General features: G+C 73.5%; 13 protein-coding genes. 4 read left to right on the forward strand and 9 right to left on the reverse strand.

The genetic code is table 11. The annotated features are described in order from the left end of the window. From ACFVU7_RS11020 to ACFVU7_RS11035, 4 genes are all read right to left on the reverse strand, one after another. Window positions 1–1,122 (reverse strand): NAD-dependent epimerase/dehydratase family protein, encoded by a 1,122-nt coding sequence (locus ACFVU7_RS11020; protein ID WP_388044910.1) that lies wholly within the window; start codon window positions 1,120–1,122, stop codon window positions 1–3. A 152-nt stretch (window positions 1,123–1,274) separates the two neighbouring features. After that, window positions 1,275–1,373 carry a 30S ribosomal protein bS22 gene (locus ACFVU7_RS11025; RefSeq protein ID WP_003948845.1) on the reverse strand — a complete coding sequence of 33 codons (99 nt, stop codon included), beginning with the start codon at window positions 1,371–1,373 and terminating at the stop codon, window positions 1,275–1,277. A gap of 189 nt (window positions 1,374–1,562) precedes the next feature. Continuing rightward, window positions 1,563–1,772, reverse strand: coding sequence for a helix-turn-helix domain-containing protein (locus ACFVU7_RS11030; RefSeq protein ID WP_045699258.1), 210 nt, complete (start codon window positions 1,770–1,772; stop codon window positions 1,563–1,565). Between the two features lie 225 nt (window positions 1,773–1,997). Further along, entirely contained in the window at window positions 1,998–3,194 is a 1,197-nt protein-coding gene (locus ACFVU7_RS11035; protein WP_049652196.1) for an acetoin utilization protein AcuC, read from the reverse strand. A 238-nt stretch (window positions 3,195–3,432) separates the two neighbouring features. Here ACFVU7_RS11035 and ACFVU7_RS11040 point away from each other — a divergent pair, with 238 nt between their 5' ends. Both ACFVU7_RS11040 and ACFVU7_RS11045 read left to right on the forward strand, forming a co-directional pair. Further along, window positions 3,433–3,897: a hypothetical protein gene (locus ACFVU7_RS11040; RefSeq protein ID WP_388044911.1), complete on the forward strand. Its 465-nt coding sequence runs from the start codon at window positions 3,433–3,435 to the stop codon at window positions 3,895–3,897. Window positions 3,898–4,021: 124 nt separating this feature from the next. Beyond that, window positions 4,022–4,555 carry a hypothetical protein gene (locus ACFVU7_RS11045; RefSeq protein ID WP_380739280.1) on the forward strand — a complete coding sequence of 178 codons (534 nt, stop codon included), beginning with the start codon at window positions 4,022–4,024 and terminating at the stop codon, window positions 4,553–4,555. Window positions 4,556–4,582: 27 nt separating this feature from the next. On the opposite strand, the gene ACFVU7_RS11050 is transcribed toward ACFVU7_RS11045, so the two are convergent. Both ACFVU7_RS11050 and proC read right to left on the reverse strand, forming a co-directional pair. Continuing rightward, a complete protein-coding gene (locus ACFVU7_RS11050; RefSeq protein ID WP_388044999.1) occupies window positions 4,583–5,758 on the reverse strand; it encodes an MFS transporter in 1,176 nt (391 codons plus the stop codon). A 175-nt stretch (window positions 5,759–5,933) separates the two neighbouring features. Next, window positions 5,934–6,761, reverse strand: coding sequence for a pyrroline-5-carboxylate reductase (proC, locus tag ACFVU7_RS11055; protein ID WP_049652199.1), 828 nt, complete (start codon window positions 6,759–6,761; stop codon window positions 5,934–5,936). 249 nt (window positions 6,762–7,010) lie between these two features. Here proC and ACFVU7_RS11060 point away from each other — a divergent pair, with 249 nt between their 5' ends. Together ACFVU7_RS11060 and ACFVU7_RS11065 are read left to right on the forward strand one after the other, a co-directional pair. After that, a complete protein-coding gene (locus tag ACFVU7_RS11060; RefSeq protein ID WP_143204615.1) occupies window positions 7,011–7,460 on the forward strand; it encodes a hypothetical protein in 450 nt (149 codons plus the stop codon). Between the two features lie 124 nt (window positions 7,461–7,584). Next, the gene (locus ACFVU7_RS11065; RefSeq protein WP_388044912.1) at window positions 7,585–8,826 is read left to right on the forward strand and encodes a hypothetical protein; all 1,242 of its coding nucleotides are present in this window, start codon (window positions 7,585–7,587) and stop codon (window positions 8,824–8,826) included. 6 nt (window positions 8,827–8,832) lie between these two features. Here the strand turns inward: ACFVU7_RS11065 and ACFVU7_RS11070 are convergent, their stop codons facing one another. The 3 genes from ACFVU7_RS11070 to ACFVU7_RS11080 form a co-directional block, all read right to left on the reverse strand. After that, window positions 8,833–9,363 (reverse strand): hypothetical protein, encoded by a 531-nt coding sequence (locus tag ACFVU7_RS11070; protein WP_107418827.1) that lies wholly within the window; start codon window positions 9,361–9,363, stop codon window positions 8,833–8,835. A gap of 172 nt (window positions 9,364–9,535) precedes the next feature. Beyond that, window positions 9,536–11,380, reverse strand: a complete 1,845-nt coding sequence (ilvD, locus tag ACFVU7_RS11075) for a dihydroxy-acid dehydratase (protein ID WP_049652202.1) — start codon at window positions 11,378–11,380, stop codon at window positions 9,536–9,538. 202 nt (window positions 11,381–11,582) lie between these two features. Beyond that, entirely contained in the window at window positions 11,583–12,353 is a 771-nt protein-coding gene (locus ACFVU7_RS11080; RefSeq protein WP_375877599.1) for a class I SAM-dependent methyltransferase, read from the reverse strand. Between the last annotated feature and the right edge of the window lie 17 nt (window positions 12,354–12,370).

Below are 12,370 nucleotides of genomic sequence, written 5' to 3' on the forward strand. Positions count from 1 at the left end.
TCAGCTCCTCGGTCGGCGGGGGCGGTTCGGTACGGCGTCCGGACCGGCGCCCGGCCCGGCGGGCCCGGCCGCTTCCGGGCCGAGCAGGGCGGTCAGCCGGTCGGTGACGGCGGCCAGCCGCTCGGGCGGCAGCAGGCCCGGCCCTCCGGCGGCGGCGAAGTCGGCGAAGGCCTCCGGAGTACTGAACGCCGGACGGTAGCCAAAGGTGTCGCGCAGCCGCGCGGTGTCCACCACCCGGCCGTGGGTGAGCAGCCGCAGCTGCTCGGGCGAGACGTCCACCAGCCGGGTCTGCCGGGCCAGCACCGCCATCCAGCTGACCGCGGGCAGCAGCAGCGGCAGGGTGGGCCGGCCGAGCCGGCGGGCGCACTGGGAGAGCAGCAGGACGCCCTCCCCCGCCACGTTGAAGGTCCCGGTGTTGACGGTGCCCGGCACGGGCTCGTCGGCGGCCCGGCAGAGCACCGCGACGGCGTCGTCCTCGTGCACGAACTGCAGCCGCGGGTCGTAGCCGAGCACGGTCGGCAGCACGGGCAGCGCGAAGTACTCGCTGAGCGGCGTGTCCGCGTTCGGGCCGACGATGTTGGCGAAGCGCAGCACCGTCACCGCGACGTCCGGGCGGCGCCGGGCGAAGCCGCGGACGTAGCCCTCGACCTCCGCCGCGTCCTTGGCGAAGCCGCCGCCGGGCGGGTCCTTGGGCTGCATCCGCTCGCTGAACACCGCCGGGTCGCGGGGCGCGGAGCCGTAGACGCCGGTGGTGGACTTCACCACCAGCCGGCGCACCCCGGGGGCCTTCTGGCAGGCGCCGAGCAGCTGCATGGTGCCGATCACGTTGGACTCCTTCACCGCGGAGCGGTTGGTGGAGCCCAGGCCGGTGGCGCTGACACTGAGGTGCACCACGGTGTCCACCCGGTGCTCGGCGAGCACCCGGGAGAGCGCCGGACGGCGCAGGTCGAGCTGGTGGAAGCGGTACGGGGCGGCCGGGCCGGACGGCTCCTCGGGCGGCAGCCGGGGCGGCTGCACATCCACGCCGACCACCAGGTCGACGCCCGGCCGGCGGCGGACCTCGGCGGCGAAGCGGGCACCGAGCCGGCGCGCCACGCCGGTGACGAGCACGACCACGCCCACGGTGCTGCACCCCCGTTCCCTCGGCCCGAGCGGCCTGCGTGCACCGTACCGCGCCGCCCCGCGGGGCCGTGAAACGACACCGCCCGCCCAGGCCACGACGGGCCTGGACGGGCGGTGGAAGCGCTGGGCGCGCTAGGCGCGGCCGGGGCCGCTTACTTCTTGTTACGACGCTGAACGCGAGTCCGCTTCAGAAGCTTGCGGTGCTTCTTCTTGGCCATACGCTTGCGACGCTTCTTGATGACAGAGCCCACGGAACAACCCTCGCTCACTGAGACTCTCGCCCGTGAGAGACGGAGTCCATACGACTGACGTGAGGGCCTAGCCTACCGTCGATGGTGCGAAGGCCGTAATCGTGTTCCCCGGGACCGGGAAACTCGCGGGAAATCCACGGCGAACGGGGGCGGGTCCAACGGTCGTGGACCCGCACCCGCGCGCCGCCGCTACGCGCTCTCGAGCCGCACGTAGGACTCCTTGAGGTACTCGTGCACCGCCTGCTGGGGCACCCGGAAGGACCGTCCGACCCGGATGGCCGGCAGCTCTCCGCTGTGCACCAGCCGGTACACCGTCATCTTGGACACCCGCATGACCGCGGCGACCTCCGCCACGGTCAGGAAGACGACTTCCTGAAGGGGGCGCTCGACGGAACTCATGACCATCACCCGACCCTTACCCGTGTGCAAGGCACCGGCTTCCCCTCCGGTGACTCCACCGGCACACGTGTATCCCCAGAGTAGTTATGGGTGGTACCAGTGGGAAGAGGGGAAGTGCAGTCCTCGTACGGTGGGAGATAGGACGGTTGCAGTACGTCGCCGCTCTGCGGATGGCACCGCCCGGCGTACGCACCTCCCGGGCTGGGCACTTCCGGGACGGCGGGTTCAGGCCAGCAGTCCGTGGTGGGGGAACACCGCGCGGCGGGTGGCGAGGATGGCCTGATCGAGTCGGTCGGCCGGATCGTAACCCGAGTCGAAGTCGCGCCAGGCCGGGCGGGCGCCGTCGGTCATCCGCAGCGGGGCCGGGCGGCGGGTGCGGCGGTAGACCTCGGCGCGCCAGGACTCGGGGGTCTCGGTGGCCGGGTCGACGGGCCGGGCGGCGGCGGTGGCGACCAGGTGGGTCCAGGTGCGCGGGACGACGTCCACCACCGCGTAGCCGCCCCCGCCGGTGGCCACCCAGCGGCCGCCGGCGTGCTGGTGGGCGAGGTCGTGCAGCGCCTCGGCGATCAGCCGCTGGGCGTCCACGGTGACGGCGAGGTGGGCGAGCGGGTCCTCCAGGTGGGTGTCGGCGCCGTGCTGGGTGACCAGGACCTGCGGCCGGAAGGCGTCGAGCAGTTCGGGCACCAGGGCGTGGAAGGCGCGCAGCCAGCCCGCGTCGCCGGTGCCCGCGGGCAGCGGCAGGTTGGCGGCGGAGCCGGGGGCGTCCTCGCCGCCGGTCTCGATCGACCAGCCGCTCTGCGGGAAGAGCGTGGCGGGGTGCTCGTGCAGCGAGACGGTGAGCACCCGGGGGTCGTTCCAGAAGGCCGCCTGGACGCCGTCGCCGTGGTGGACGTCCACGTCGACGTAGGCGACCCGCTCGGCGCCGAGTTCGAGCAGCCGGGCGATGGCCAGCGCCGGGTCGTTGTAGACGCAGAAGCCGGAGGCCTTGCCGGGCATCGCGTGGTGCAGTCCGCCGGCGAAGTTGACGGCGTGCGGGGTCTCGCCGCGCCAGACCGCCTCGGCGGCGGCCACCGACTGGCCGGCGATCAGCGCGGAGGCCGAGTGGATCGCCGGGAAGGACCAGTTGTCGTCGGTGCCGAGTCCGTGCAGCGGGTCGGAGCGGTCGGGGTGGGCGGCGGCGTTCCGGACCGCCTCGACGTACTCCCGGGTGTGCACCAGCCGGAGGGTGGAGTCTCCGGCGGGCGGCGCGGAGCGGACGGTCACCCCGGGGCCGGTGTCCAGTCCGAGGGCCTCGACCAGGCGCATGGTGAGGGCCAGCCGGGTCGGGTCCATCGGGTGGCCGGGGCCGAAGTCGTAGGCGGTGACGGCCTCGTCCCAGAAGAGGTGCAGGCCGCAGGGGGTGTCACGCTCGGCTTCGGGCATGGCCTCCACCGTAGCGGGTGGCGGTGGCCGGGCCGCCGTCAGGGCGCGCCGGGGCGGCGCTCGTGGGGACGGCCGGGCGGCAGGTGCGCGATGAAACTACGGAAGTTGTGGGGCGACTGTGGAGGCGGGTGTTGAGGCGGTGCAGACAAAAGCTTTGCGACTCCATATCCTCTCCGCCATGAAGCCATTCAGCGTGCAACGCCTTGGGGTAATTCTCGCTGCAATACTGGGTTTTGGCGTGTTCTTTGCCGCCCAGCCGGCCTCCGCCGCGGTCAGCGGCGCCACCTTCGCGGTCGACAAGTCGACGGCGAAGGCGGGAGACCAGCTGACCCTGACGCTGTCGCTCACCAACAGTGAGAACAGTCCCATCTACTTCGCCTACGAGGCCGTCCAGCCGACCTGGCCGGCCAACACGCAGGCCGGAGCGTTCACCATCACCGGCTGCACCGGTGACACCTCCGACTGCGCGTTCACCGGGAACAGCGCCAACTTCCACTTCAACGCGCCGATCGCACCCGGCGCGACGAAGAGCGTCACGCTCACCGTCAAGATCACCGACACCCCGGCGTGGGGCACCGCCCCGTACACGCTGAACTGGGCGCCGTACGTCTACTACGAGTTCGGCCAGGTGGGCACCACCGGTACCGCCAAGGACCAGACCTGGACCTTCGGGGTGCCCTCGCTCCAGACCGTGATCAGCTGACCCCCGTCCCGTCGAACGCCCCCGCCGTCACCCGACGGCGGGGGCAAGGGCTTTCCGGCAACGGTTGAAGATGGCGTGAAGGAGCCGCAGACGCGGCCTTCACAACTCCCTATTCTCATCCGCCATGAAGCCATTCAGCGTGCAACGCGTCGGGGTAATTCTCGCCACGGTACTGGGACTTGGCCTGATCTTCGCCGCCCAGCCGGCCTCCGCCACCACCCGCGACGACGGCGTGATCACCGGCGTCTCGGCCTCCGTCGACAAGAAGACGGCGGCACCGGGCGATGAACTGACCCTGACCCTCTCCCTCACCAACACCGAATCCGCCCCCATCACCTTCGCGTACGAGTGGATCGGGCCGAGCTTCCCCTCCAACCAGCTGACCGGCGCGTTCACCTTCACCGGCTGCGGCGGGGACCAGGTGGACTGCGTGTTCGGCGGCAACTCCGTCAACTTCCATCCCACGGTGCCGATCGCGCCGGGCGCCACCCGCACCGTCACGGCCACCGTCAAGATCACCTCCACACCGCCCTGGACCGGGTCGTACACACTGAACTGGGCCCCGTACGTCTACGCCGAGTACGGCTACCCGGTCGTCAAGACCAGGAGCGGCCCCTTCCTCGACGGCATGCCCGGCCTGCAGACCGTGATCAGCTGACCCCCGCCCCGCCGACCGCCCCCGCCGTCACCCGGCGGCGGGGGCCACCGCCTGCGCCTGCGCCGGCGCCGGGGCGAAGCGGTCGGCCAGCGGCAGGACGGCGAGCACCAGCAGCATCGGGGCGAGCAGCGCCCAGCGGTACGAGCTCGCGTCCGCGATCGCCCCGACCAGCGGCGAACCGACCAGGAAGCCCACGTAGTTGAAGAGGTTGAGCCGGGCCACCGCGGCGTCCGAGTCGGCCGGGAAGAGCCGGCCGCCGGCCGCGAACACCTGCGGGATGATCGCGCAGATGCCGAAGCCCAGCACGGTGAAGCCGGCGATGCCCGCCCAGGCGGCGGGCGCGACCGCGGCGAGGCCGAAGCCGAGCGCGGCCAGCGCGGCACCGACGCGGACCACCGGGACGGCGCCGAAGCGCTGCACCGCGCGGTCGCCCATGGCCCGGCCGAGCAGCATCGCGACCATGTAGCCCAGGTAGGAGAGCTTGGCGAGGTCCTCCCGGCTGCCCAGCCCGTCGGTGAGGTACTTGACGCTGTAGTTGGAGACCGAGGAGTCCGCGATGTACGCGAAGGCCATCGCCAGGCAGAGCGGCAGCAGCGGACGCCAGGGGACGGACCGGGCGGCGGCCTCGGCGGCCTCCCGGACGGCGTCGCCGAGTTCGGCCGGACCGGCGAAGAAGGCGCCGGCCAGCAGGGCGAGCGGGGCGATCACCGCCGCGGCCGTGCCGAACAGCAGCGGCAGCCCGAGGTCGTAGTGCGAGCCGAGGCCCGCGAGGGCCGCGCCGAGGATGCCGCCGAGGCTGAACGCGGCGTGGAAGCCGATCATGATCGAGCGGCCGTAGCGGTGCTGGAGCCCCACCCCGAGCATGTTCATACTGGCGTCCAGCGCACCCACCAGCAGCCCGAACGCGCCCAGCGCCAGGGCGAGTTGCCACAGTGCCCCGCCCAGTCCGGCGGCCGCCAGGCTCAGGCAGACGGCGGGCTGGACCACCCGCAGCACGGCCCGCGCGCCGGTGCGCTTCACCAGCCGCTCGGAGGCGATCGACCCGACCCCGGCCAGCACCGGCACCGCGGCCAGGAAGACCGGCAGCAGCCCGTCGCTCAGCCCGTACCGGTGCTGGATCTCCGGGATGCAGGTGACCAGCAGGGCGAAGGTGACGCCCTGGAGCAGGAAGGCGGCGGCGAGCGCGGCCCGCCCGGTGCGCAGACCGGGCGCCACCGGGGGCGGCGACGCGGCGGGCGGAACGGGCGGGACCACGGGCGGGGCGGCACTCAAGCGGACCTCCAGGCGGACTCCACACGAACCGCGCTACCGGCCGGTAGGACGATGTTGGCGAGAGCGTAGGGGGTGCGCCGCGATTACGGGAGGGGTCGCGCAGCGGTCATTTCCCGCCCGAGGCCAGTTCCCGGGAGCGGTCCCGGGCCGCCTCCAGGGCGCCGAGCAGGGCGGCCCGCACCCCGTGGTTCTCCAGCTCGCGGATCGCCGCGATGGTCGTGCCGGCCGGGGAGGTGACCGCCTCGCGCAGCTTCACCGGGTGCTCGCCGGAGTCCCGCAGCATCACCGAGGCGCCGATCGCGGACTGCACGATCAGGTCGTGCGCCACCTGCCGGGGCAGCCCGAGCAGGATGCCGGCGTCGGTCATCGCCTCCACCAGGAAGTAGAAGTAGGCCGGCCCGGAGCCGGACAGCGCGGTGGCCGCGTCCTGCTGCGACTCGGGCAGCCGCAGCGCCTTGCCGACCGAGCTGAAGATCTCCTCGGCCCGCGCCAGGTGCTCCTCGCCCGCGTGCGAGCCCGCCGAGATGACGCTCATCCCCTCGTCCACCAGGACCGGGGTGTTGGGCATCACCCGGACCACCGGGGTGCCCGCCGCGAGCCGCTCCTCGAACCAGGCGGTGGGAACGCCGGCCGCGGCCGAGATCACCAGCCGGTCCGCGCCGACGTGCGGGGCCAGCTCCTCCAGCAGGGCGCCCATGTCCTGCGGCTTGACCGCGAGGATCAGGGTGTCGGCGAGCTTGGCGGCCTCGGCGTTGGAGACGGCCACCACGCCGTAGCGGTCGGCGAGTTCGGCCGCCCGCTCGGGACGGCGGGCGGTCACCAGGACGTCGGCCGGGTCCTTGCCGGCCCGCAGCAGACCGGAGAGCAGGGCCTCGCCGATCTTGCCGGTGCCCAGGAAGGCGATCTTCTGTCCGTGTGCTCCGCTGCTGCCCATGGTCCGCTCCCGCTCCTTGCCTCGGTACTGCCGCCATCCTCGCACCGCCCGGCGGCCCGCGCGGGGACCGTCCGCTCCGTGGTCGCGGCCCGCGCGGGGACCATCGGCTCCGTGGTCGCCGCCCGCGCGGGGACCGTCCGCTCCGTGGTCGCCGCCCACCCGGCCGCCTGGCGGAGGACAGGCCCCTAGGGAGAAATCTCGGGGGTTTCCCCTATGGCCTCCCGGCTCCCGCGGGCGCACCGTGGAGCCATGGCACACGACGAAATGTCCCGACGTGAGAACCGGCAACTCGCCGTCGCCTCGGCGACCGTGGGCCCGTGGCGGACCGCCGCGGGGGTCGGTGCGGTGGTGGGGGCGACGGCCCTGGGGATCGATGCGATCACCGGGGACTGGTCGCTGAGCATGCTGGCCTCACCGGCCGGCTGGGGCCTGTTCTTCTTCTTCCTGGTCGGCACCGTCGGCGGCCGGCTGCGGCGCGACACCACCGACCGGAGGCTGCGCCGCTGGGCGAACGACCACCCGTGGCAGTCGGCGCTGCCGGCCGCCGGCGGGCTGCTGGTCCTGAACACGCTGGCCCAGCTGTTCCTCGGCGACGAAGGCCTGTTCGGCGCCTTCTTCATCTCGCTGCTGCCGGCCGGCCTGCTGCTGGCGATCGCCGGGGTGGTCGGCTCGGTCAAGCAGGCCCGCGGCAAGGACTGAGCGGGCGCCCGCACCGGCGCGCTTCCGGACGAACGGCACCCGTCCCGCGGACGACGCACAGGTGTTCACCACACGGTGTGCCCCCGATCGACGGATCGTCAGACCCCGTCGGCATACTGGCGCGATGCCGATCGCCGAAGAACCGGAACCGCGCCCCGCCGGGGGCGACGAGCCGAACGGGTCCGACCCGTCCGGGGCGGGCCGGAAGGACCCGTTCGCCGACCTCGTCCTGGACGAGGAGTTCGTCCGCAGCGCCACCGTCAAGGAGCAGAGCGGGCGCACCCGCATGCTGTCCGCCCGGTGGAAGCACACCCCGCCGGTCGATCCGGGCGGCCGCCGCTCGGTCAACGACGGCCCCCCGGCGCGCGGGCGCCGCTTCCGCCGCAAGCCCGTCCGCAAGCCCGTTCGCCCGGCGCGGGCGGTCGACGCGTGGGGCGACCCGCGTCCGCGCCGCCGCCTGGAGTGGCGCACGCCGCTCTACGTCCTGCTGACCGTCGCCGTGCTGCTCGTGGCACTGAACATCGACGGGCTGAAGCTCTGGTACTCCACCCACTTCGGCTACGCCTCCGACCACCCGGTCTCCGCGAGCCCGGCGGCGGAGCGCGACGGACGGCAGCCGACCCCCGACCACCCGTGGGCCGGCTCCCCCGCCGAGGACTGGGCCGCCGGCACGGACGGGATCGAACTGCCGAAGACCCCCCGGGCCACCGGCGCGTTCGGTGCCGACGAGGTGGCCGCCCGGCTGCAGTCGGTGCGGGCCTACCTGGCGGCGGCCCACCTGGACCCGAAGGTGGTGTCCGGCGGCCGCCCGGACGCCGCGCTGGCGATGCTCGACGGCCGCACCCGGGAGGCCGCGGCCGCGTCGCTGGACCACCCCTCGGCGACCAGTGACCCCACCGCCTGGTTCACCCGCTTCGACCCGCGGGAGGCCGTCCCGGCCACCGACGTGGTCAAGGTGCGGGGCCGGATCGACGTCACGGCCGACGGGGAGAACGGCGTCCTGATGCGGGCCGACGTCAGCTACGTGTACGCGCTGCGCCCCGGCCCGAAGACGGCCGACCAGGCGGCCTCGGCGAACGGCTCCGCGGACCTCGCGGAGACGGTCCGGACCATCGTCCGGCAGGTGGACACCTTCCACTTCTACGACCCGGCCAAGTACCAGGTCGATCCGGGGAAGCTCGCGATCGACGAGACCGTGGAGAGCTTCGGCAACAGCACCTGCGGCCGCTACGACGGCTTCCTGCACCCGGAGTTCGACCGGTCCACCCGGCCCGGCCCGGTACCGACCGGGCCGACCGCGGACCCGTACGACCGGGACCGGGTGCCGCCGGGCACCGGGAACTGCGGCTCCGCCAGCCGGACCTGACCGACGTCAGCGCTTGCGCTTGGCCCGGCCCGGCGCCTTGGTGTCGGGCCGGCGGCCGCGGCCCGCCTGGCGCTTCTCGTACTGGGCGACGGCCCGCTCGTGGGCGGCCCGCCGGACCGCCTCGCCGGGGGCCTCGACCAGGCTGCGGACGAAGTAGGCGGCCAGGCTGCCGGCCCCGCCGATCAGCCAGACCGCGCCGAGCGACTTGTCCTCGGCCATCCAGCCGGTCAGCTGGTCCCGGCCCTCGGTGAGCACCTTCCAGGTGCGCCGTACGGCCATCATCGAGCAGACCGCGATGGCGGCGGTCAGCAGCCCGTTGAGGAAGGTGCCGTCCTCGGAGAGCGCGATGCCCTCGATGCCGAAGCGCAGCACCAGCACGGCGGCGGCGGTCGCGGCCAGGGCACCGACCGAGACGCCGACCCGGCGCGGCCAGTAGCCGTTGTCCCGGTTGAGCCAGGACGTGCCGAAGAAGCGGATCGGCTCCGGCTCGGGGGCGCCGGCGGGAGTGGGGGCGGGGGTGGGGGGCTGCTCGCTCACGCCGTCGATTATCACCCGACCGCCGCACACGGCGGAGGAGCCGTCCCGGCCGGTGGGACGGCTCCTCCTCGTTCGGTGCGGGCCCGGTGTTCCGGTTCCCTGCGGGCCCGGTGTTCCGCTTCCGTGCGGGCCCGGTGTTCCGGTTCCGTGCGGCCCGGTGTTCGCCTCGGGCTCAGCCGAGCTTGGACACGTCGCGGACGGCGCCCTTGTCGGCGGAGGTGGCCATCGCGGCGTAGGCCCGCAGGGCCTGGCTGACCTGGCGCTCGCGGTTCTTCGGCCGGTAGCCGCCCGTGGCCTCCAGGACGCGGCGGCGCTCGGCCAGCACCTCGTCCGGGACCTCCAGGGAGATCCGGCGGCCGGGGATGTCGATGGCGATGGTGTCGCCGTCCTCGACCAGCGCGATGGTGCCGCCGGAGGCCGCCTCCGGGGAGGCGTGGCCGATGGACAGGCCCGAGGTGCCGCCGGAGAAGCGGCCGTCGGTGACCAGCGCGCAGGCCTTGCCCAGGCCCCGGCCCTTCAGGAAGGAGGTCGGGTAGAGCATCTCCTGCATGCCCGGGCCGCCCCTGGGGCCCTCGTAGCGGATGACGACGACGTCGCCCTCCTTGACCCGCTTGGCGAGGATCGCCTCGACCGCGTCCTCCTGGGACTCGACCACGACGGCCGGGCCGCTGAAGGTCCAGATCGACTCGTCCACGCCGGCGGTCTTCACGATGCAGCCGTCCTCGGCGAGGTTGCCGTACAGCACGGCCAGGCCGCCCTCGACCGAGTAGGCGTGCTCGGCGCTGCGGATGCAGCCCTTGGCCGAGTCGGTGTCCAGCGACTCCCAGCGCTCGGACTGCGAGAAGGCCTCGGCGGAGCGGACGCAGCCGGGGGCGGCGTGCCACAGCTCGACGGCCTCGGCGGACGGCGAACCGCCGCGCACGTCCCAGGTCTTGAGCCACTCGGCGAGCGAGTCGGCGTGCACGGTGTGGACGTCCTCGTTGAGCAGCCCGGCCCGGTACAGCTCGCCGAGGATGGCCGGGATGCCGCCGGCCCGGTGCACGTCCTCCATGTAGTACGAGCCGTTCGGCGCGACCTTGGACAGGCAGGGCACCTTGCGGGAGATCGCGTCGATGGCCCGCATGTCGAAGTCCAGCTCGGCCTCCTGGGCGGCGGCGAGCAGGTGCAGGATGGTGTTGGTCGAGCCGCCCATGGCGATGTCGAGGGCCATGGCGTTCTCGAAGGCGGCGCGGGTGGCGATCGCCCGGGGCAGCACCGAGGCGTCGTCACCGCCGTAGTAGCGGTTCGCGATCTCGACGACGTTCTGCCCGGCCCGCTCGTACAGGGCCCGGCGGGCGGTGTGGGTGGCGAGCACCGAGCCGTTGCCCGGCAGCGAGAGGCCGATCGCCTCGGTCAGGCAGTTCATCGAGTTGGCGGTGAACATGCCGGAGCACGAGCCGCAGGTGGGGCAGGCGTTCTCCTCGATGATCGCGATGTCCTCGTCGGAGACGTTCTCGTTGACCGCCTGGGAGATCGCGTCGACCAGGTCGAGCTTGCGCACGGTGCCGTCGACCAGGGTGGCCTTGCCGGCCTCCATCGGGCCGCCGGAGACGAAGACGGTCGGGATGTTCAGGCGCAGCGCCGCCATCAGCATGCCCGGGGTGATCTTGTCGCAGTTGGAGATGCAGATCAGGGCGTCGGCGCAGTGCGCGTTGACCATGTACTCGACCGAGTCGGCGATCAGGTCGCGCGAGGGCAGCGAGTAGAGCATGCCGCCGTGGCCCATCGCGATGCCGTCGTCCACGGCGATGGTGTTGAACTCGCGCGGGATGCCGCCCGCCTGCTTGATCGCCTCGGAGACGATCCGGCCGACCGGCTGGAGGTGGGTGTGCCCGGGGACGAACTCGGTGAAGGAGTTGGCCACCGCGATGATCGGCTTGCCGAAGTCCTCGCGGGCTACGCCGGCCGCCCGGAGAAGCGCCCGGGCGCCTGCCATGTTGCGACCGTGGGTGACCGTACGGGACCTCAGCTCGGGCACTGTGCTCCACTCCTTCGGGGCTCTCGCGGGCACCCCGCTGCTGGGAGGGTTCGGGGGCCGCTGTGGGTACCGAGCCTACGCCCGCCGTCCGGCCGGCGGACGGTCCGTCCGCGATGCGGGCAGGCGGGGACGCGGTGCGGGCAGGCAGCGATGCGGGCGGACGGCGGTGCGGGCAGGCGGCGGTGCGGGCGGGCTCCGGGCGTCAGCCGGGCTTGACGGCCACGGTGAGGTCCAGACTGAACGGCTCGACCACGACGCCGTCCGGGAACGCGGCGACCATGGCCTCCCGTTCGGCGGCCAGCACCGGCGCGCGCTCCTCGGGGCTGAGCGAGGCCAGGTAGGAGCGGGAGGTGAGGTCGGTGAGCACGTGCTCGACGGTGACCCGCCGCTCCCAGCGCAGTGCCGTCCGTTCGACCGCGAGGCCGGCCGGGGCGAAGTGCCCGACGTGGCCGCTGATCCCGCCGTAGCCGTGGAAGCGGCCGGGGAGGGCGGCGGCCATCCGCTCGCTCCTGGCCCGGATCCACGGCACGGTCTCGTCGTACACGTTCCACCAGGCGGCGACGGCGCCCCCGGGCCGCAGCACCCGGACCGCCTCGGGGACGGACTTCTCGGGGTACGTCCAGTGGAAGGCCTGGGCGTAGGCGACCAGGTCGACGGACCCGTCGTGGAAGGGCAGGTCGTCGCCGGTGCCCCGGACCAGCGGCAGGCCCGGCGAGGAGGCCAGGAACCGGGCGGCCATGCCGGGGCTGGGCTCGACGGCGACGACCTCCGCACCGCGCGCGGCCAGCAGCCGGGTGGCGATGCCCGTCCCGGCGCCGACGTCCAGGACCCGGGCACCGGCGAGGCCGCGGCCCCAGAGCCGCTCCAGCGCGTCGAACAGCTCGTCGGGATAGCCGGGGCGGCCCTGCTCGTACTCGGCGGCGACCCCGCCGAAGCTCGCGGCGGCCTCGCGGTAGTTCCGACTCTCCGTCATGCGTCCCCCTTCGTACG

Origin of the sequence: Kitasatospora sp. NPDC058046 (assembly GCF_042885595.1) — a bacterium.
Taxonomy (GTDB): domain Bacteria; phylum Actinomycetota; class Actinomycetes; order Streptomycetales; family Streptomycetaceae; genus Kitasatospora.